Here is a 19,974-nt window from a genome sequence, read left to right as displayed (position 1 = left end):
TCGTGAAACCGTCCTATAGTGACTCGTGAGCACCGCCGCTCGGGTCGGTGCACTGACCGCCACGGGCGGCCCGCACCGAAAGGACCGGCCATGACAGACACGTCAGCCACCACCATCCCCGCCGCCGATCTGCCCTCGGCCGCCACCGCCAGCACGCAGGATTCGCGGACCATGACGGCGAGCGTTCTGCAGGCCGCGCACGAGCTGACCGTCGAGCAGGTCCCCGTTCCCGACATCGGTCCCCGACAGGTGCTCGTCCGCATCGCCGCCGTGGGCGTCTGCGGTTCGGACGTGCACTACTTCCACGAGGGCCGCATCGGCTCGTTCGTCGTCGAGTCGCCCCTGATCCTCGGGCACGAAGCATCCGGTGTCATCGTCGAGGTCGGGTCGGAGGTCTCGGCCGAACGCGTGGGGGAGCGCGTGTCGATCGAGCCGCAGCATCCGTGCCGCCGTTGCCGCTTCTGCAAGGCCGGCCAGTACAACCTGTGCGAGCACATCGAGTTCTATGCGACCCCGCCCATCCACGGCGCGTTCGCCGACTTCGCGGTCATCGATGACGACTTCGCGCACGCGGTTCCCGACAGCATCTCTGACGATGCCGCCGCGCTCATGGAGCCGCTGTCCGTGGGCATCTGGTCCTGCCGCAAGGCGGGTGTCGGGCCCGGATCGAGCGTGCTCATCGCGGGTGCCGGTCCCATCGGCATCGTCACGGCGCAGGTGGCCCGCGCTTTCGGTGCCACCGACATCGTCGTGAGCGATCCGGTGGCCGAGCGCCGCGACGTGGCCCTGCGCTACGGCGCCCACCGCGGCATCGACCCCATCAACGAACAGATCCCGGATGCTGCCTTCGATGCCTTCATCGACGCGTCGGGTTCGCCCATCGCCGTCAAACAGGGCATCCAGGCGCTGCGCTCGGCGGGAACGGCCGTGCTCGTGGGCATGGGCGCCGACGAGGTCAGCCTGCCCGTCTCCACCATCCAAAACCGCGAGCTCGTCGTCACGGGCGTGTTCCGCTATGCCAACACGTGGCCGACGGCCATCGCGCTCGTCGAGGCCGGCCTGGTCGACCTCGACGCGCTCGTTACGGGCCACTTCGGCCTCACCGAGGTCGAGGAGGCGCTCGAGTCGGCGGCCAAACCCGCCACGCTCAAGTCCATGGTGGTGCCCGCGAAATGAGTGTCGTCGACCAGCTGCCGGGAGGCATCCCGAATCGGGGTGAGGTCAACACCGACGCCCCGATCATGCTCGAATGCATCGACCTGAAGAAGTCGTTCGGCGGCGTGCCCGTGCTGAAGGGTGTCTCGCTGCGGCTCGAGCAGGGCACCATCACGGCTCTCTCGGGCGAGAACGGCGCGGGCAAGTCGACCATGATGAAGATCGCGTCGGGTCAGTATCGACCGGATGAGGGTCGCGTGCTCGTGCGCGGCGAGGAACTGCCGGCCGGCAACCCCAACGCGGCGCACGCCCTGGGCGTCGCCATCGTGCCGCAGGAACTCGCGTCGGTGCTCGACACCACGGTTTACGAGAACATCTTCCTCGGGCGCGAACGGCGCCGCTTCGGGTTTCTCGATCGCCGCCGCATGATCCGCGAGGCCACCGAGTTGCTCGACGACTTCGGTGTCGACATCCCGGCCACCGCACGCATGGGATCGCTGCCCGTCGGCCTGCGGCAGATCGTCGAGATCGTCAAGGCCACGAGCACGGGCGCGCGCGTTCTGCTGCTCGACGAGCCCACGAGCGCCATCGCCGAACGCGAGGTCGCGCGCCTGATCGGCATCATGCGCCGCCTGCGCGACCGCGGCGTCTCGCTGCTCTTCACGACGCACAAGATGGAGGAGATCCGAGCCATCGCCGACCGCGTCGTGGTGTTGCGCGACGGCGGACTCGTGACCGATGCGCCCCTGTCCGCGCTCACCGACGACGACATCGTCACGGCCATGATCGGGCGCGAACTCGAGGACCTGTTCCCCGAGCGGCCAGAGGTGCGGGACGAGACCGTGCTGACGATCGATGAACTCGTGGTGGCACCATCCGGCGCGCCCGTGAGCCTCACCGTCAAACGCGGCGAGATCGTCGGGCTGGCCGGGCTCGTGGGCGCCGGCCGCACCGAGTTGATCGAGTCGATCTTCGGCACGCGACCCGTGTTGAGCGGCACCATCACCATCAACGGCGAGAGGCTGCGGCCGGGCAACCCCGCCGCGTCCATCGCGGCCGGAGTCGCCCTGGTTCCCGAGGACCGCAAGGGCGCCGGAGCCGTGCTCTCGATGAACATTCTGCAGAACGGCACGTTGCCGCGGCTCGGCCAGTTCTCGACGTTCGGCTGGCTGAAGGGCCGCAGCCGCACGGCCGCCGTCGCGAAGAGTATGGAGTCGGTGCGACTGCGCAGCCGGGGCCTCGACCAGGAGATGGAGACGCTCTCGGGCGGCAACCAGCAGAAGGTCGTGTTCGCCCGCTGGCTCACGGCCGACGTGAACGTGCTGCTGCTCGACGAGCCCACGCGCGGGGTCGACGTCGGCGCGCGCAGCGAGATCTACCGCATCATCACGTCGCTCGCGGCCGACGGCATGGCCGTGATCATGGCCTCGAGCGACCTCCCCGAAATCCTGAGCCTGTCTCACCGCGCGCTCGTGCTGCGCGGACAGGCCGTCGTGGGCGAGCTCGACCGCGACGACCTCGACGACCCCGGCGTGCAGGACCGCATCTTCCGACTGGCCAGTGGCATGACATCACACACGAAAGGCGCCACCCATGACTGACACCAAGACTCCGGCCCCCGCCGGGCAGGGCACGGGCACCGCGTCGGCGGGCGCGGCCTCGGTGGCCCCGACCGGGGTGCGCCGGTTCAGCGGCCGCTGGTTCGGCGACCTGGCGATCCGCTACGCCATGGTCATCGTCATGCTGCTGATCATCGCGTTCTTCCTCTACCGCAGCGCGCGTTTCGGCACACCCGAGAACCTGACCACCATCCTGATCGCCGCGGCACCCTTCGCCCTGATCGCGCTCGGGCAGACGCTCGTCATCCTCACGGGTGGCATCGACCTCTCTGTCGGAAGCGTCATCGCCGTCGCGGCCGTCTACGGCAGCATCACGGCGAAGGCGTTCCCCGACAACGTGTGGCTCGCCGTCGTCACGGGCATGGTCGTGGGCCTCATCGCCGGCTCGATCAACGGTTTCGTGGTCTCGGTGATCAAGGTGCCCCCCTTCATCGCCACATTGGGCATGCTGACGGCCGCATCGGGCTTCGCCTATGTCGCTGGAAACGGCGCGCCCATCACGGGCCTGCCCGCCTCGTTCTCCTCGATCGCCAACACCCAGATCCTGGGGCTCACGCTGCCCGTCATCCTGATGATCGTCGGCATCCTCGGTTTCGCCGTGATCATGCGCCGCACCGCCTACGGCATGCGCGTCTACGCCGTCGGTGGCAACCCGGTGGCCGCCCAGATCGCCGGCGTCAAGGTCGGCCGCACTCTCTTCAGTGTCTACGCCATCAGCGGTGTGTTGGCCGGCCTGTCGGGTGTCATGCTCGCCAGCCGCGTCACGCTCGGGGCCCCGAACCTCGGCCAGGGCTACGAGCTGGATGCCATCGCCGCCGTCGTCATCGGTGGCGCGAGTCTGCTCGGCGGTCGTGGCAGCATCTGGGGCACCGCGCTCGGCCTGCTGCTCATCCAGACCCTGAACAACGGTCTCGACATCCTGACCGTCCCCGCCTACTGGCAGGACGTGATCAAGGGTGCGCTGATCGTCACCGCCGTCGCCGTCGACGTCTGGTCGACCAAGCGGCGCCCCTGAATCGCACCATCCGCCATCCCCATCGGCACCCCGGCACCACCGGCATCACCGGCATCACCTGCATCACCTGCATCACCTGCATCACCTGCACCGACATCCCCTGCATCGAAATGAGGACTCAATGAAGAAATCCCGCATCACATCGATCGGCGCGATCGCCGCCACGGGCCTGCTGGCCCTCTCGCTCACCGGCTGCGGCGCCGGCGACCCCAACGCGGCCGGTTCGACCGACGCCAGTGGCAAGGAACGCATCACCGTGGGCGTCAGCGTCTACGACATGTCCTCCTTCGTGACCGAGGGCAAGGAAGGCATCGACACCTATGCCGCCGAGAACAACATCGAGATCCTGTGGAACTCGGCCAACCTCGACGTGAACACGCAGGCCAGCCAGATCGACCAGTACGTGAGCGCCGGCGTCGACGCCATCGTCGTGATCCCCGTGCAGGCCGACAGCCTGCAGCCGCAGATCGCCGCGGCGAAGGCCGCCGACATCCCCTTCTTCGACGTGAACGCGTCACTCGACAGCCCCGACCTCACGGGCAGCGTGCAGCCCGACGACGTGGCCGCGGGCGAGCAAGAGGCGCAGATGATGATGGACGCCATCGGCGGCAAGGGCAACGTCATCATCCTGCAGGGTCCGCTCGGCGGCTCGGGCGAGATCAACCGCGGCAAGGGCATCGACAACGTGCTCGCCAAGTACCCCGACGTGAAGGTGCTCGCCAAGGACACGGCCAACTGGAAGCGCGACGAGGCCGTCAACAAGGTGAAGAACTGGATCTCGGCGTTCGGCGACGACATCACGGGCGTCATCGCGCAGAACGACGACATGGGCCTCGGCGCCCTGCAGGCCCTCAAGGAAGCCGGTAAGACCGACATCCCTATCGTGGGCATCGACGGCATCGCCGACGGCCTCGCGGCGGTCAAGAGCGGCGAATTCATCGGCACGTCGCTGCAGAACGGCACGGTCGAGCTCTCAGCCGGCGTCGCCTACGCCGCGGCCGTCGTGCGTGGGGAAGACGTGAAGAAGAACCCCGTCTACCTCATGCCGGCGATCACCGCGGAGAACGTCGACCAGGCGATCGAACACGTCGTCACCAAGCGTGAGGACTTCCTGAAGGACCTCACCGACCTGACCAACAAGAACCTCGTCTCGGGCAACATCGCCTTCGAGGGGCTGACCGGCCAGACCGAATAACACCGGATCTACGGGAAATACCGAATAGCACACATGCAGTAGCAGGCCCGGGGTGGGAGAAAACCCCGGGCCTGCGGCGTTTCTGGAAGTCAAACCGCCCGACACGCTTGTCAACTGGTTTCGCCGACATGTCCGGGCCGATTGAATGTCCCACGGCGCATATGCCAGGTGAAGGGAAACTCATGCCGGTGCTGGAACCGCAAGCCGACCGACAGGGGCGGTGGCGCGTGCTGTTCCGCGCGCAGGTGCCCTTCTTCCTCGGGGTCGGTTTCATCGCCCTGCTGACGGCCTTCGCCGTTCCCGAGCTCTTGGACGAGCCGCTCCTCACCGAGGGGTTCCTGGTGGCCCTCGTCGCGACGATCGCGTGCGCCATCCTGCCCTGGGAGCGCTGGCCCCTGCACCTGATGATGCTCGTGCCGGCCCTCGACCTCGTCGCGGTGGCGCTCATTCGCACCGTGCTGCTGCCCGTCATCCCGTCGGTCGGACTCATCGTCATCTTCCCGCTGCTGTGGCTGGCCTACGGGTTCCGCCGCGGCGGCATCTCGCTGGGAATCGTGGGGGCTGCTCTCGTGGCTGTTTTCCCCCAGGTGTATTCGGGCCGCGCGCCGAGCACGGCGCTCGACTGGGTGAATATCGTGACGTTGCCGGTGCTGGCCGTCGGCGTGGCCGTGGCCGTCGCGATCGCCGCGCGTCAGCTCGCGAGCACGACGCGCGTCGTGGTCGCGCAAAAGGAACAGCTCAGCGAGGCGTTGGTCGAGTCGCAGGACGAACAGGCCCGCTCGCGCGCCATCTTCGACACCGTGCACGCGGGGGTCGCGTTCTACGACGCCGAAAATAATCTCGTCATGGCCAACCGGCAGGGCGAGGCCATGGTGGGTCGGGTCGGATTCCGCATCGACCAGCCGCCTTTCGCCGGGCCCGATGCGCGAGAGGCCGACAAGAAGACCGTCATCCCGCTCGATCAGCAGATCATCCCGCGCGCGCTGCGGGGCGAGACCATCACCGACCACGTCGAGTGGTTGGGCACGCCGGGCGATCAGATCGCCATCCTCGCGTCGGCGGCCCAGGTGCATCGTCCCGACGGCAAGCTGCTCGGCACGGTCGTCGTGGCGCAGGACGTGACCGATCTGGCCGAGGCCGTCAACGTGCGCGAAGAGTTCCTCGCCACCGTGTCGCACGAGCTGCGCACACCACTCTCGTCGATCCTCGGCTATCTCGAGCTCATCGAGGACGACGTGGATGCCGCGGCACTCGGCATCGACGACTACATGGCCGTCATCGAGCGCAACGCCCAAGAGCTGCTGCGCCGCGTCTCCGAGCTGCTCACCCTCTCCGATCGCGGCCTGAGCGTGCAGCTCGAAGACATCGACGTGGCGGATGTCATCCGCACCTCCGTCGCCAAGATGGGGCCCGTCGCGAGCGCGCGCCGCAGCACGTTGCGTGTCGATGTGAAGGGGCCGCTTCCCGTGCGCGCCGACCCGAACCGCGTGCAGCAGATCGTGGACAACCTCATTCAAAATGCCGTGAAGTACTCGCCCGAAGAGGCGGAGGTGGTCGTGAGCGGCCGCGCGGTCGACGGGGCGGTCGAGATCGCCGTGGCCGACAACGGCGTGGGCATGACACCCGCGGAGGCACGGCAGGCGACGAACAAGTTCTACCGCGCGCCATCCGCTCGCTATCAGGCCATTCAGGGCGTGGGCATCGGGCTCTCGATCGTGCAGAGCATCGTGCGCGCCCACCACGGCTCGCTCCTGATCGACAGCGAACCGGGGCGCGGCACGACCGTGCGGGTCGCCTTGCCCGCGACAGCGCACGCCGAACTCTCGGCCCACGCGACGGAGGGGTAGGCTCGCCGGGTGACCCCCGCGCACGACACTCTGCTGTCGATCATTTACTCGAGCCAGGCGACCGACGCGTTCGACGAGTCGGGTCTCGACGCCCTGCTCGAGCAATGCCGCGAGAACAACGCGGCCTCCGACCTGACGGGCATGCTGCTCTACCGCGACGGCCGTTTTCTGCAGGTGCTCGAGGGGCCCGAAGAACCGCTACGCGCGCTCATGGATGTCCTCGCCACCGACGAGCGCCACACCGGCCTGCGCGTCCTCTTCGAGGAGCCGTTGACGCAGCGCCAGTTCCCCAATTGGACGATGGGGTTCCAGCGCGCCGACGTCGCTCCCGATGGTGCGGCGGAAGAGGAACCGGTCGGTTACCGGTCGACATTCGACGACCTCGACCGCAACGATCCCACCGCGACCGTTCGGGCGCTGCAGGAGCTCGTGCGCTGGTTCCAGAGGCGTGCCGACCGCTAGCTGCGCCGACCGCTAGACGCGCCGCGTCCGTTTCGCCGCGCTCAGTCGCCGGAGCCCGTCCTGGTGGTGCGCTCTGAACCGCTCGGCTCGCCTAGTCCCCGTAGCGCGTCGTGCTCTTGCGCACGACCAGCTCGCCGCGCAGCGCCAGCTGCGTCTTGGCCCGGTCGGCGCTCTGGATGTTCTCTTGCAGAAGCCGCACGGCCTCGGCCGCGATCTGCGTGAGCGGCTGCCGCAGCGTCGTCAGCGACGGCACATTGAGCGACGCGTATTCGATGTCGTCGAAACCGGTGACGCGCACGTCGTCGGGCACGCGGATGCCGCGTTCCGCCAGTCGGCCCGACAACCCGAGCGCGATGAGGTCATCCGAGCAGATGATGGCGTCGGGCAGGTCGCGGCCCGAATCGAGCAGGCCGTCGGCCGCCGTCGCGCCCCACTCGAGGCTGAAGTCGCCGTCGAGCACCAGGTCGTCGGGCATGGCGATGCCCAGTTCGGCGCACGAGGACCGCGCGCTCTGCAGGCGGTCGAGGGCCGACGACGAGCCCATGATCGAGGTCACGAAGGCCACGGTGCGCACGCCCCGGTCGGCGAGGTGCTGCGCGATGAGGCGCATGGCGTGGGCGTCGTCGAGGCCCACCCAGTCGGTGTCGACGGCGCCCACCCGGCGGTCGATCTGCACGATGGGCACGATGTCGCTGGCGCGTTGCAGGGCCGCGGCCGAGCGGTTCTCGTCGACGGGGCTGACCAGGATGCCGTCGACCGACCCCTGCGTGAGCGAGCGTAGCCGCGTCTCTTCCGTGGCCACGAGGTTGCGCGAATCGCACAGGAACAGGTTGAGGCCGGCCTGCGCCAGGTGGTGTTCGACCTGCTCGACGAGCGATGTGAAGAACGGGTTCGAGATGCTGGGCACGAGCATGCCGATGTTGCCCGTGGAGTTCTGCCGCAGGGCCTTGGCGATCGAGTTTCCCGAGTAGCGCAGCTTCTCGGCGGCGGCCAGAACGCGAGCGGATGTCTGGGCGCTCACGCTCTTCGACCCCGTCAGCACGCGCGACACCGTGGCGGTGGAGACACCGGCTTCGGCCGCGACGGTGGCCACGGTGACGGTTGTCTTGTGCAATCGATTTCCCCCCGCTTACGTGTTTATTACGGTCCTGTTTCGGCCCAAAGTTTCCCTTGACCCGCCCTCAGGTCGATCGTAGTGTGTCTCAACAAGGTAATCGATTACATTTTCGATTCCTTCCCAGAGTGGACATCCCGCCTCACCCGAAGCGGCAAATCGATATGAGGAAGATTGTGAACAAGCGCATTCTCGCGGCATCCGGTGTCTTCACCGCCGCCGTTCTACTCCTGGCAGGGTGCTCTACGACCCCGTCGTCCTCCAGCACCAGCTCCGGCGCGGCAACGGGCGCCTCGAGCGACGTGCGCGTGGCCTTCGTCTCGCAGATCGAGGGCATCCCCTACTTCAACGGCTTCCACACGGGTGGCGACAAGGCCGCGGCCGACCTCGGCATCAGCTACACGCAGACCGGCCCCGCCAAGGTCGACGCCACCGAGCAGGTGCGCATCGTCGACAACCTCGTCTCGCAGGGCTACGACGCCATCGCCGTCTCGCCCCTCGACCCCACCTCGATCAACAACTCGATCACCAAGGCGCAGGATGCGGGCGTCAAGATCGCCACGGCCGACGCCGACGCGCCCGACTCCAGCCGCAGCGTGTTCGTCTCCCAGGCCAGCGACGAATCGCTCGGCAAGACCGTCATGGACGAGATCGCCAAGGCCGCCGACGAGAAGGGCCAGTACGGCATCATCTCGGGCGGCGCCGACGTCGCCACCTTCAACAACTGGATCGCCGCGGCCGAGAAGCAGGCCGCCGACGAATACCCGGACATGGAACTCGTCGGAGGCGTGCGCTACACGGCCGACACCGCCGAGGCCCTGCAGGAGGCGCAGAACCTCATGACGGCCTACCCCGACCTCAAGGGCATCATCGCCGTTCCGTCCACCGCTGTTCCCGGCGTGGGCCAGGCCGTCACCAACGCCAACAAGATCGGCAAGGTGGCCGTCACGGGCTTCGGTTCGCCGCAGACCGCCGCGCCGTTCCTCGAGTCGGGCGCCATGACATCCACGGTTCTGTGGAACGTCGAAGACCTCGGCTACCTCACCGTCTGGGCGCTCTACCAGCTGTCGCAGGGCACCGAGTTCGAGGCCGAGAACGATGTGCCGGGCCTCGACGACCCGGTCTCCTACGACGCCGACACCAAGACGCTGCTGCTCGGTGACCCCACCGTGTTCACCAAGAGCAACTACGCCGACTTCGACTTCTAAGGCGCACGAGAACCATGCAGAGCACACCACTCCTCACGGCCAGGGGCCTGACGAAACGCTTCGGCGCGACGAAAGCGCTCACCGACGTGGACTTCGACATCCACGCCGGTGAACGGGTCGCCATCATGGGTGAGAACGGCGCGGGCAAGTCGACGCTCATGAAGCTGATCGCCGGGGTCTACACACCGGATGCCGGCAGCCTGACGCTGGGCGGCGACGCCTATGCCCCGGCCACCCCGACCGATGCGATCCGCGCGGGAGTATCCACCGTCTACCAGGAACCGTCCGGGTTCTCCCACCTCACGGTGCTCGAGAACCTGTTCATGGGCCGGCAGACGACGCGTGCTCTCGGCTGGCTCGACAAGAAGTCCATGGGCCGCGAGGCGGGCGAGCTGCTCGCCCGCCTGCAGCTGCCCACGCGTCTGCTGAAACGCCGCATGGGCGACCTGTCGCTGGCCGACCAGCAGCAGGTGCTCATCGCGCGGGCTGTCGCCAACGAGGCGCGCGTGCTCATCCTCGACGAACCCACGTCGATCCTCACCGACACCGAGTCCGAGCGGCTCTTCCAGCTCGTCGACCAGCTGTCGGCGGCGGGCACGGCGGTCTGTTACATCACGCACCGCTTCGACGAGCTCGAACGCGTCGCCGACCGGTTCGTGGTGTTGCGAGACGGGCAGAACTCGGGCGAGACCGACGACCCCGACCGCGAGGGTTTGCTGCGCATGATGGGCTCGGTCTCGTCGGTGGAGGTGGGCGCCGACGGCGGGTTGGTGGCAACACCGGATGATGTCGAGGATGCCGGCGCTCCGACATCCGCGCCCGTGCTCGTCGTCGACGCGCTCAGCTCGGAGGGCATCTTCCGCGACATCAGCTTCGCCGTGCGCCCCGGCCAGATCACGGGCCTCTACGGTCTCGTGGGCGCCGGCCGCAGCGAGCTGGCGCTGGCCATCTGCGGCGAGCTGCCCATCGACGCCGGCACCATCGCGTTCCAGGGCAAGCCCTACCGCCCGCACTCCAGCCGCACGGCGCTCGAGCAGGGCATCGCCTATCTGCCCGAGGACCGCAAGACGCAGGGCATCTTCCCGCACCTCAGCGTGGGCGACAACCTGTCGGCGGCGGCGCTCCGGGGCGTCAGTCGCGCCGGGTTCGTGAGCACCGCTGGCGAGCGGGATCTGGTGGCGACCTGGATGGATCGGCTGTCGATCAAGGCCGAGACCCCGGCATCCTCGATCACATCGTTGTCGGGCGGCAATCAGCAGAAGGTCCTGCTCGCGCGCCTCATGGCGACGAACCCTCGGCTTCTGATCCTCGACGAACCCACGCGCGGCATCGACGTGGGCACCAAGCGGGAGATCCACCGCCGCATCCGCGAACTCGCCGCCACGGGCATCGCCGTTCTCCTCATCTCGAGCGAGATGGCCGAGCTGCTCGAACTGAGCGACACCGTGCACGTGCTGCACGAGGGCCGCCTCACGTGGAGCGCCGTGGGCAGCGAGATCACCGAGACCGCCATTCTCCGAGCAGCGACGGGAGCCGCAGCGTGACCACCCTCACCGACTCACCGGGCCGCGGGGCCTCGACGCCCCCGCCCGCGCCGACCACCCCGGCGGGTGGCGCCGGCCTCTCGCTCTATCGCGTCGTGCACCTCGTGCAGGTGTGGCTGTTGCCCGCCCTGCTCGTCGTCGAATTCGTCGCGTTCTCGCTGCTGTCGCCCTTCTTCCTGACGCCGCAGAACCTCACCAACGTGGCCGTCAACGCGGCCGACCTGGCGCTCATCGCGGCGGGCCTGACGCTCGTGATCCTGATGGGCGGCATCGACGTGTCGACCGGTTTCGCGGTGGGCATGCTGTCGTGGGTCGTCGCGTCGCTCATGGCGGCCGGGCAGCCCCCGATCGTCGTGTTCCTCGCGGCGCTCGCCGGGGGAGCGGTCGTCGGATTGTTGAACGGGATGCTCACGGCCCGGCTCGCCATCCCCTCGATCGTCGCCACGCTCGGCACGAGCGCCCTGTTCCAGACGGGCCTCTTCGCCCTGTGGAACAGCCGCGACATCTTCTCGACCCCCGTCTTCCCGTTCCTGTCGGGCGGCGCGCGGCTCGGCGAGCTGCCCATCCTCGTGCTCATCGTGTTGGCCGTCTACCTGGTGCTGCACCTCGTGCTCACGCAGACGACGTTCGGCCGGTCGATCTACGCGATTGGATCCAACGTCGAGGCCGCCAAGCTCTCGGGCATCAACATGCGGCGCGTGCGGGTGATCGGCTCGGTCATCCTCGGGCTGCTCATCGGCGTCGCGGCGTGCACCTATCTCGCCCGCGTGGGCGTCGTGCAGGCCTCGTCGGGCGGCGAGCTCACCATGCTCGCCATCGCCTCGGTGGTGGTCGGGGGCACGTCGATCCTCGGCGGCGAGGGTTCGGTTCTGCGCACCCTGGGCGGCGTCGTGTTCATCGTGGTGCTCGACAACGGCATCGTGCTGGCCGGTGTGCCGTCGCTCTGGAACGGCCTCATCGTCGGCTTCGTCATCCTGGTGGCCGTCTCGATCAACGGGCTCGCCGTCATCATCAACGCGCGAAAGAAGAGGAGCCTCTGATGTCAGACGTCCAGACCGGAGCGGGTGCGGCATCCGCCCCCACGCGCCCCGACACGCGCCGTCGCGCCCCCGAACGCACACCCGGCTCGGGCCTCAAGCGCTCGGGTGGCCTGGCGGGACTCGCGAAGGACCGCCGCGTCGTGCTCCTCGCGCTCATCGTCGTGGCGTTCATCGCCATGAGCCTCATCTCGCCCTACTTCCTCAACACCGCCAACCTGCTCACGCTGCTGCAGTACTCGGCCGTGATCGGGGTGCTCGCGCTCGGTCAGACGCTCGTCATCCTGGGCGGTGGCGGCGGCATCGACCTGTCGATCGGTTCGACGCTGTCGCTGTGTTCGGTCACCTTCGGGCTGCTCTCGGTGGGCGGCGGCATGAGCCCCTGGCTCGCGGCGCTCATCACGCTCGCGGTCGGCGCCGTGCTCGGCCTCATCAACGGTCTCTTCATCACGCTGCTGCGCCTGCCGCCGCTCATCGTCACGCTCGGCACGCTCTACCTCTATGCCTCGGCAGCCATGGTGCTGTCCAACGGCGTCGACATCAACGGTTTCGACCGTGACGGCTTCTCGACCATCGGCCAGACGTCGGTGGCGGGCATCCCGTTCCAGGTGCTGCTCGTGCTGCTGCCGCTCTTCATCGTCGGCGCCTTCGTCATGCACCGCACGGTCTTCGGTCGGCAGGTCTATGCCACCGGTTCCAACGCGGATGCCGCGGCCCTCGCCGGCGTCAACGTGCGGCGTGTGCGCATCAGCCTCTACATGATCGCGTCGACGCTCGCCGCCGTGGGAGCCATCGTCACGGCCTCGTGGCTGCTGAACGCCCGACCCGCCGCCGGCTCGGGTTTCGAGCTGCAGGCCATCACCATCGCGGTGCTCGGCGGCACGGCCATCACGGGCGGTGTGGGCAAGCTGTCGGGCACGTTCCTGGCGCTCATCCTCGTCGCCATCCTCAACTCGGGCATGCAGCTCGCGGGCATCGGCAGCACCTACCAGATCGGTCTGCTGGGCCTCGTGCTCATCGTCTCGATGCTGGTGCGGTCGCGCGGTGCCGTGCGCGAGACGGCGCTCTGAAGCATCCCTCTTTTGCACTTTTTGCACGACTCCTCGTTCGTCGAACCACAGATAAGGAAACCCATGTCAGAGAACACCGACCGCATCCTCGCCGCCGTCGACGCCGGCACCGAACAGACCGTCGAACTGCTGCAAGAACTGCTGCGGGCCCCGAGCGTGAACCCCTGGTTCGGCGACCCCGCCGAGATCTCGGGCGAACAGGCCGTTCAGGATGTCTTCGAGCGCCTGCTGCGCGAGCTCGGCGCCGACGAGATCGACGTGTGGGAGCCCAACGCCGACGACCTCGCGCACCGCGCCGACGGCCCCGGCTACTACCCCGGCCGCGACTTCACGGGCCGCCCCAACGTGGTCGCCCGCTTCAAGGGCACCAACCCGGATGCCCCCGCCCTCATGATCCAGGGCCACTGCGACGTGGTCAGCGTCGGCAGCCTCTGGACCGAGGACCCGTTCGGCGGCGAGCGCAAGGACGGCAAGATCTTCGGCCGCGGCGCCGTCGACATGAAGGGCGGCATGGCCGCCGCCCTCGGCGCCATCGCGGCGCTCAAAGAGGCCGGCGTGCAGCTGCAGGGCGACCTCATCGTGGCTTCCGTCGCCGACGAGGAGGCGGGCGGCATGGGCACCCTGGCGCTCGTCGACCGCGGCTACATCGCCACCGCCGGCACCATCGTTCCCGAGGCGACGAACCTCAACATCGCGCCCCTGTGTCGCGGCATCCTGTGGGGCGAGGTCACGCTGCACGGCCGCGCCGGCCACATCGAGCTCGAGCGCCGGCCCTGGCAGGAGGACGGAGCCGTCGACGCGATCGACTACGGCCAGCGCCTCTTGAACGCCATCTCCGAGCGCAACGCCGAATGGGCCGTCGACCCCATCAAGAACCACAAGTACATCCCCATCCCGTGCCAGATCAAGGTCGCCCAGCTCGACGCCGGTGAGTTCCCCACCACCTACGCGTCGTCGTGCAAGATCACGTTCAACGCGCAGTACCTGCCGGTGCAGAAGGATGCCAACGGCCTCGGCAGCATCGTGAAGAAAGAACTCGAAGACCTCTTCAACGGTTTCGTCACGGGCGACCAGTGGTTCGACGAGCACCCGCCCACCATCAACTGGCTCGTGGACGCCGACTGCGGCGAGACGGCCGACACCGAACCCGTCGTGACGCAGACGCTCAAGGCCGCCCTCGAGGTGGGCCTCGACAGTGAGCTGCAGGGCTGCATGTCGCACACCGACATGGGCCTCATGATCGACTCGGGCAGCCCCACCATCAACTTCGGACCGGGACACATGGGCATCGCCCACCAGGCCGACGAGCACATCTATGAAAAGGACCTCGCGGCCGCCACCAAGGTGTTCGCCATCACCATCGCCGACCTGTGCGGCTGAGACCCACGCTCACCCTTCACGCACACCCGTACGACAAGAAATCAGGTACATCATGACACGCGTCCTCGTTGCCGGTGAAAGCTGGTCGGTCACCTCCATCCACACGAAAGGCTTCGACTCGTTCACCACGGTCGACTACGAAGAGGGCGGCGCGGCGCTGCTCGGGGCGCTCGACGCCGGCGGCTTCGACGTCACCTATATGCCCTGCCACGTCGCGGCCAAGGAGTTTCCCTGGACCCTCGACGAGCTGAGCAGCTATGACGTCGTGCTGCTCTCGGACATCGGGGCAAACACGTTCCTGCTGCCCGCGCAGACCTTCATCAAGGGGCAGAAGACGACCAACCGCTTGGCCGTGCTGCGCGACTGGGTGCGCGCGGGTGGCGGGCTCGGCATGGTGGGCGGCTACATGTCGTTCCAAGGCATCGAGGCCAAGGCCAACTACCGGGGCACTCCGCTCGCCGAGGTGCTGCCCGTCACGCTCGAAACGGGTGACGACCGCGAAGAATCGCCCGAGGGTGTCACGGCCCACCTCACCGGTTCGCACGCCATCACGGCCGGGGTGGATGCTTCCTTCCCGCCGCTGCTCGGCTACCAGCGTTTCGTTCCGACCGCGTCGGCCGAGGTGCTCGCGGCCTTCGACGACGACGCGCCCCTGCTCGTGGTCGACGGCGTCGGGTCGGGCCGCACGCTCGCCTATGCCAGCGACATCGGCCCGCACTGGGCGCCCGAGGAATTCACCGACTGGGATGGCTTCACCACCATGTGGCAGCAGGCCGTGACCTGGTTGGCCGGGAAGTAGCGTCGTGGGTCGGCTCGTCGTCGTCGGATCGCTCAACGTCGACTCGGTGATCGCCGTCGAGCGGCACCCCGCGCCGGGGGAGACCGTGCTGGGCGGTGACGCGCAGACGTTCTGGGGCGGCAAGGGCGCGAACCAGGCGGTCGCGGCGGCGCGCGCGGCTCGCGCATCACGCTCGTCGGCCCCGGGCTCTGCCGCGGGGGTCGTCTTCGTGGGGCGGGTGGGCGCCGATGCGCCCGGCCGCGCCTACCGCGAGCGGCTCGCCGAGCTCGGTGTGGATGTCGCGCCCCTCGTCGAGACGCCCGGCGTGCCGACGGGTTCGGCCGTCATCGCGGTGAGTGCCGCGGGCGAGAACACCATCATCGTGTCGTCGGGTGCGAACGCCCGTCTCGGCGTCGACGATCTGGGTGCGCTCGAGCAGCTCACTCCCGACGATGTCGTCGTCGTCACGCTCGAGGTGCCACTCGACGTCGTCACGCGGGCCTCGGAACTGGCCGAGCGCGCGGGCGCGCGGTTCGTCCTGAACCTGTCGCCCGTCGTTGACCTGCCCGCCGAGGTGGTGCGCCGCGCCGAACCGGTCGTCGTCAACGAACACGAGGCCGTCGAGCTCGCCGCGCGCTACGACGGGTTGACCTCGGTGCTCGTCACGCGGGGTTCGGATGGCTCGGAGTGGAACGGCGTGTTCGTGCCCTCCGCATCCGGAATCGACGTGGTCGACACGACGGGGGCCGGCGATGCCTACTGCGGTACGCTCGCCTACGCCCTCGCGCGGGGCGACGGCGCCGAGCAGGCCATGCGCGCGGCGACGGCCGCGGCCGCCGATGTCGTGGGGCGCGCGGGCGCGCAATGACCGACGCGGGCCGACGCGATGAGGCAGCCCGGCCGGCCGATGCGGGACGGCCGGGCGACGCGAGTCCGACCGAGGCTTCGAGATCGTTCGCTGGAACGCCGTCGCGGACCGACGCGAGTTCGACCCGGGAAGATCGAGGGGGACACGGCAGGAGATCGGCAGGCGCGGACGCCGCGCGCGATCTCCTCGTGGACCTGGTGCGCATCGACTCGACATCCGGAACGCCCGGCGAAGCCGACGCCCTGCTCTTCGTTGCCGAGGTACTGCGGCGGGAATGCGCCGGGTCCGGTGTCGTCTCGGTCGGCACCGTCTCGATCGGCTACGGGCCCGGCGGCACCCCGGACGCCGTTGTCGTTGTGCCAGCGGCTCGGCCCGAATCATCCCCGCTCCTCCTCTTCTCGGCGCATATCGACGTCGTGCCGGTGGAAGACCCCTCCGCCTGGAGCCACGACCCGTTCGGCGCCCACATCGCCTCGGGTCGTCTGTTCGGCCGCGGCTCCTCCGACATGAAGTCGGGGCTGGCGGCCGCCCTCGTCGCGGTCGTCGAACTCCTGCGTGAGGGTCGACCTGTCGCGCTCGCCGTCTCGACAGGCGAAGAGGTCGGATGCCGGGGCGCCGCGTCGGTCGCTGAACTGCTGCGCGGGCATCCGATTGGCGCCGTCATCGTGCCAGAGTCGACCGCCAACGAGGTGGTGCTCGGGCATCGCGGAGCGCTCTGGCTGCGGGTGACGACGTCCGGGCGCGCGGCCCACGGCAGCACTCCGGGCCTCGGCGTCAACGCCATCGAGAAGGCCGCGGCCGTTATCGGGCGGGTCAGCGAGCTGCCGCTGCTCTGGCATCCGCAACTCGGCTGGGAGTCGGTGAACGTGGGTACCATCGCGGGCGGATCCGTGCCGAACATCGTGCCCGACCGCTGCGTGCTCGACATCGACCACCGGGTCATCGACGACGAGGGCGCACGCCTCACCGACTGGTGGATGTCGCAGCCCGAGGTCTCGGCCGTCGACACCGTTCTCGATCTCGCCCCCGTCTGGACCTCCGCGGATGATCCGTGGGTGCGCGGTCTCGGCGCCCCCGTCTCGGAGCGCCCGGCCTCCTACTTCACCGACGCCTCGGTGCTCGTCCGCTCTCTCCCGGCGGGCACACCCGTCGTGGTCTGGGGCCCGGGCGATCCCGCCGTCGTCCACACGGTCGACGAAAGCGTCGACCTGCGCGCCGTCGAGGCAGCGCGGCTCCACTATCTGCGCGTTGGACGAGCGTGGACGGGTGCGGATGTGGCGGGCGAGGCCTGACGCGCTGGGCGGTCACGCGACGGACGCTGGCGTCCCGCGGTAGGCGGGCTGCGAACGTGTGACGAGCGAGGACCTCTCGGCTTAACGCACGACCCAGCGGCGGCGCGCGATGAGTCCCGCCACGGCCACGACGGCGAGCGGCGCGAGAATGGCGGTCGCGCTCAACGACGCGGCAGCCCCGAGCAGCCCGGCCAGGAGGACGCCGTCGAGCGCCCAGATCACCCGGTGGAGAGCGGCCATGTCGCCGGCCGGCGTAGGGATGGGTGTGAGCAGGGCGAGGGGAAGCGGCGGCTTCAACGCGTTCATGAGTCGCAGCACGACGGACCCGATCGCCACGATGACGGCCGAGCCGATCGATGCCAGGGGCAGCGCCGCGGCCGGCGGCCAGAACGCGGTCACGAGCACGGCTCCGGTCGCGACGACGAGCCCGACCGCCAGCGCGGGGAACAGTGTGTGCAGGAGCAGCAGCGCGCTGTCGCTCGTTCCATAGAGGGGGAGGGCCGAGGCGGCTTCGACGGCGTGCCGCAGGCCATCACTGAGCGGGCCGGCCGCGGCATAGGCGGCGAGACCGGCGATGGCTCCGAGCATCCAGGCCGGTGGGGCTACGACCGCGGCGCCGGCGATGAGGGCTCCGCAGGCGAGCAGCACGAGCACGCCGATCGCGAGACGCCCGGGTGTGCGCAGGGCCGCAACGGCATCACGCCGCACGATGATGGCGGGCAGTGAACGCGCACGACCCCCAATCGCGAACCGCCGCCGCCCCGCCCGCGGCACGCTTTGATAAGTGGCGACGGATGCGGACAGCTCGAGTGTCGACGTGTGCAACCGCACGGCCTCCCACCGCAGGGACTGCCCGAGCACGACCCGCGGTTCGAGGCGCGACAACAAGAGGGGCACGACGGCGAGCAGGGTCAGCGCGGCGAGGAGGGCACCGGGCGCGGCGAGCGGATGCGCTCCGACCGCGGCCAGACCCGCGAGGGTGGTGTCGGCGAGGGTGGGATCGAACGAAAAGCCCCACGCCTGCGCGCCGAACGCGGCGGTCGACAGCGCGGCGAGAACGCCGATCGCGAGGGCCGACCAGCGGGGCGGCACGGCTTGGCCGACCAGCCAGAGGAGAGCCGCCACGATGCCGCAGGCCGCGCCGACGCTGGCCGCGAGGGCGACCCCGAGAGCGATCTCCGGGGTGGCGACGGACACGGACGATGCCGCGGCGAGGGCGGCAGCCGAGGGAGAGGCGACAGCTGAAGCGGCGGCGGAGGTGACAGCGGCGGCCGAGGCGGCAGCCGAGGCGGCAGCGAGAGTGGCCCCGCAGAGCGCGCCGGCCACCGAGAGCGTGACCACCGACATCCAGGCCTGTCTCGCGAACGCGCGACGCTGCGGCACCGGGCTGGTCGTGAGGGCGTGGGCGAGGAACGGCGTGAAGACGACGGGCCCGCGCAGTCGCCCGGCGATCACAGCCGCGGCCCAGACGAGGCCGACGACACCCGCGATGACCGGCATCGTTGCGGCGGATGTCAGTGCCACCGCGTTGACCGGATCGGTGACGAACAGCCAGCCGGCGCGCACGACCGGCACGACGGCGACGAGCACGACCAGCAGCGCGAGATAGACCGCGTATGAGGTGTCGGCGGTCGGGCGGCGACGAGCCTCGCGCACCGTTCGACGCAGGTCGCGCAGAACTGTCGCTGATGACCGCGTCGAGGAGGCCCCGGTCGTGTCCACCATCAGGCGGCTTCCTGCAGCACCACGGTACGGGCGCCGAGGTCGGCCACCAGACGGTCGCTGTGGGTGGCGAGGACCACGGTGCCGCCGGCGTCGGCTCGTTGCCGCAGTAGGGAGATAACGCGGCCGAGCCGTTCGTCGTCGAGTCTTTGCTCGGGTTCGTCGAGCACGACGATGTCGGCTGGGCGAACGAGTGTGAGGGCGAGCCCCGCCAGCTGAGTCTGTCCCGACGAGAGTTCGTGGGGGAAGCGGTCGACGAGCCGCGACATCCCGAGTTCGTCGAGCACCTCCCCGGCGGCGCTGCGGGCGGCATCGGTCGGCAGCCCCCAGGTGATCCCGATGAGGGTTGCCTGCTCGAGAAGCGTCAGGTCGCGAGCGAACGGGGGCAAGCCGATCATCCCGGCAACCTGGGCGCGAAAGTCGTGGTCGCGCGGGCGAGGCGCCCGGCCCGACACCGTGACCGTTCCGGCCGAGGGCGTCGTCTGCCCCACGATCAGCCGCAGTGCCGTCGTCTTGCCGGCGCCGTTCGGGCCACGCAGGGCCACGATCTCGCCGCGCCCCACGCTCATCGAGGTCGGGGCGAGCAGCCCCACGCCGTCGATCGAAACCTCGGCCCGCGTCACGTCGATCATCACCCCATGATGCCAGCCCACCCGCGCCCGGTCATC

General features: G+C 69.1%; 17 protein-coding genes. 14 read left to right on the top strand and 3 right to left on the bottom strand.

Annotated elements, in window-relative coordinates; all coding sequences use genetic code 11:
- The first annotated feature begins 171 nt into the window (after positions 1-171).
- From ALI44B_RS07715 to ALI44B_RS07690, 6 genes are all read left to right on the top strand, one after another.
- Positions 172-1,176 (top strand): NAD(P)-dependent alcohol dehydrogenase, encoded by a 1,005-nt coding sequence (locus tag ALI44B_RS07715; protein WP_077055444.1) that lies wholly within the window; start codon positions 172-174, stop codon positions 1,174-1,176.
- On the top strand, positions 1,173-2,756 hold the full coding sequence (locus ALI44B_RS07710) for a sugar ABC transporter ATP-binding protein (protein ID WP_238592159.1): 1,584 nt from the start codon (positions 1,173-1,175) through the stop codon (positions 2,754-2,756). The genes ALI44B_RS07715 and ALI44B_RS07710 overlap by 4 nt, the downstream gene beginning before the upstream one ends.
- Positions 2,749-3,789, top strand: a complete 1,041-nt coding sequence (locus ALI44B_RS07705) for an ABC transporter permease (protein WP_143459106.1) — start codon at positions 2,749-2,751, stop codon at positions 3,787-3,789. The genes ALI44B_RS07710 and ALI44B_RS07705 overlap by 8 nt, the downstream gene beginning before the upstream one ends.
- A 121-nt stretch (positions 3,790-3,910) precedes the next feature.
- The gene (locus ALI44B_RS07700; RefSeq protein WP_077054170.1) at positions 3,911-4,984 is read left to right on the top strand and encodes a substrate-binding domain-containing protein; all 1,074 of its coding nucleotides are present in this window, start codon (positions 3,911-3,913) and stop codon (positions 4,982-4,984) included.
- A gap of 182 nt (positions 4,985-5,166) precedes the next feature.
- Positions 5,167-6,831: a sensor histidine kinase gene (locus ALI44B_RS07695; protein ID WP_077054169.1), complete on the top strand. Its 1,665-nt coding sequence runs from the start codon at positions 5,167-5,169 to the stop codon at positions 6,829-6,831.
- A 9-nt stretch (positions 6,832-6,840) separates the two neighbouring features.
- Complete coding sequence (locus ALI44B_RS07690; RefSeq protein WP_238592158.1) at positions 6,841-7,293, top strand: BLUF domain-containing protein; 453 nt, start codon at positions 6,841-6,843, stop codon at positions 7,291-7,293.
- Between the two features lie 91 nt (positions 7,294-7,384).
- Here ALI44B_RS07690 and ALI44B_RS07685 read toward each other — a convergent pair whose 3' ends face one another.
- A complete protein-coding gene (locus ALI44B_RS07685; RefSeq protein WP_077054168.1) occupies positions 7,385-8,407 on the bottom strand; it encodes a LacI family DNA-binding transcriptional regulator in 1,023 nt (340 codons plus the stop codon).
- A 176-nt stretch (positions 8,408-8,583) separates the two neighbouring features.
- Between ALI44B_RS07685 and ALI44B_RS07680 the strand changes: the two genes are divergently transcribed.
- The 8 genes from ALI44B_RS07680 (at position 8,584) to ALI44B_RS07645 (ending at position 17,584) form a co-directional block, all read left to right on the top strand.
- Positions 8,584-9,615, top strand: coding sequence for an autoinducer 2 ABC transporter substrate-binding protein (locus ALI44B_RS07680; protein ID WP_179100234.1), 1,032 nt, complete (start codon positions 8,584-8,586; stop codon positions 9,613-9,615).
- A 14-nt stretch (positions 9,616-9,629) separates the two neighbouring features.
- A complete protein-coding gene (locus ALI44B_RS07675) occupies positions 9,630-11,159 on the top strand; it encodes a sugar ABC transporter ATP-binding protein (protein ID WP_077054166.1) in 1,530 nt (509 codons plus the stop codon).
- Positions 11,156-12,199: an ABC transporter permease gene (locus ALI44B_RS07670; protein ID WP_179100233.1), complete on the top strand. Its 1,044-nt coding sequence runs from the start codon at positions 11,156-11,158 to the stop codon at positions 12,197-12,199. The genes ALI44B_RS07675 and ALI44B_RS07670 overlap by 4 nt, the downstream gene beginning before the upstream one ends.
- Positions 12,199-13,266, top strand: coding sequence for an ABC transporter permease (locus tag ALI44B_RS07665; protein WP_083709732.1), 1,068 nt, complete (start codon positions 12,199-12,201; stop codon positions 13,264-13,266). Before ALI44B_RS07670 ends, ALI44B_RS07665 begins: the two co-directional genes overlap by 1 nt.
- A gap of 63 nt (positions 13,267-13,329) precedes the next feature.
- On the top strand, positions 13,330-14,646 hold the full coding sequence (locus tag ALI44B_RS07660) for an ArgE/DapE family deacylase (protein ID WP_077054165.1): 1,317 nt from the start codon (positions 13,330-13,332) through the stop codon (positions 14,644-14,646).
- A gap of 52 nt (positions 14,647-14,698) precedes the next feature.
- Positions 14,699-15,445, top strand: a complete 747-nt coding sequence (locus ALI44B_RS07655) for a glutamine amidotransferase (protein WP_077054164.1) — start codon at positions 14,699-14,701, stop codon at positions 15,443-15,445.
- Between the two features lie 4 nt (positions 15,446-15,449).
- Positions 15,450-16,292 carry a ribokinase gene (locus ALI44B_RS07650; RefSeq protein ID WP_077054163.1) on the top strand — a complete coding sequence of 281 codons (843 nt, stop codon included), beginning with the start codon at positions 15,450-15,452 and terminating at the stop codon, positions 16,290-16,292.
- Between the two features lie 188 nt (positions 16,293-16,480).
- Positions 16,481-17,584, top strand: coding sequence for a M20 family metallopeptidase (locus ALI44B_RS07645; protein ID WP_077054162.1), 1,104 nt, complete (start codon positions 16,481-16,483; stop codon positions 17,582-17,584).
- An 81-nt stretch (positions 17,585-17,665) separates the two neighbouring features.
- On the opposite strand, the gene ALI44B_RS07640 is transcribed toward ALI44B_RS07645, so the two are convergent.
- Together ALI44B_RS07640 and ALI44B_RS07635 are read right to left on the bottom strand one after the other, a co-directional pair.
- Positions 17,666-19,309 carry a hypothetical protein gene (locus ALI44B_RS07640; protein WP_077054161.1) on the bottom strand — a complete coding sequence of 548 codons (1,644 nt, stop codon included), beginning with the start codon at positions 19,307-19,309 and terminating at the stop codon, positions 17,666-17,668.
- Positions 19,309-19,938, bottom strand: coding sequence for an ABC transporter ATP-binding protein (locus ALI44B_RS07635; RefSeq protein WP_077054160.1), 630 nt, complete (start codon positions 19,936-19,938; stop codon positions 19,309-19,311). Before ALI44B_RS07635 ends, ALI44B_RS07640 begins: the two co-directional genes overlap by 1 nt.
- Positions 19,939-19,974: the final 36 nt, after the last annotated feature.

The organism is Leifsonia sp. ALI-44-B (assembly GCF_001984125.1).
GTDB lineage: Bacteria > Actinomycetota > Actinomycetes > Actinomycetales > Microbacteriaceae > Okibacterium.
This window is presented reverse-complemented; position numbering and strand designations above follow the sequence as displayed.

What these genes read in the sequence shown, in the direction of transcription:
- ALI44B_RS07715 (WP_077055444.1), top strand. Translation starts at nt 172, where the DNA reads ATGACGGCGAGCGTTCTGCAGGCCGCGCACGAGCTGACCGTCGAGCAG.
- ALI44B_RS07710 (WP_238592159.1), top strand. Translation starts at nt 1,173, where the DNA reads ATGAGTGTCGTCGACCAGCTGCCGGGAGGCATCCCGAATCGGGGTGAG.
- ALI44B_RS07705 (WP_143459106.1), top strand. Translation starts at nt 2,749, where the DNA reads ATGACTGACACCAAGACTCCGGCCCCCGCCGGGCAGGGCACGGGCACC.
- ALI44B_RS07700 (WP_077054170.1), top strand. Translation starts at nt 3,911, where the DNA reads ATGAAGAAATCCCGCATCACATCGATCGGCGCGATCGCCGCCACGGGC.
- ALI44B_RS07695 (WP_077054169.1), top strand. Translation starts at nt 5,167, where the DNA reads ATGCCGGTGCTGGAACCGCAAGCCGACCGACAGGGGCGGTGGCGCGTG.
- ALI44B_RS07675 (WP_077054166.1), top strand. Translation starts at nt 9,630, where the DNA reads ATGCAGAGCACACCACTCCTCACGGCCAGGGGCCTGACGAAACGCTTC.
- ALI44B_RS07665 (WP_083709732.1), top strand. Translation starts at nt 12,199, where the DNA reads ATGTCAGACGTCCAGACCGGAGCGGGTGCGGCATCCGCCCCCACGCGC.
- ALI44B_RS07660 (WP_077054165.1), top strand. Translation starts at nt 13,330, where the DNA reads ATGTCAGAGAACACCGACCGCATCCTCGCCGCCGTCGACGCCGGCACC.
- ALI44B_RS07655 (WP_077054164.1), top strand. Translation starts at nt 14,699, where the DNA reads ATGACACGCGTCCTCGTTGCCGGTGAAAGCTGGTCGGTCACCTCCATC.
- ALI44B_RS07640 (WP_077054161.1), bottom strand. Translation starts at nt 19,309, where the DNA reads ATGGTGGACACGACCGGGGCCTCCTCGACGCGGTCATCAGCGACAGTT.
- ALI44B_RS07635 (WP_077054160.1), bottom strand. Translation starts at nt 19,938, where the DNA reads ATGATCGACGTGACGCGGGCCGAGGTTTCGATCGACGGCGTGGGGCTG.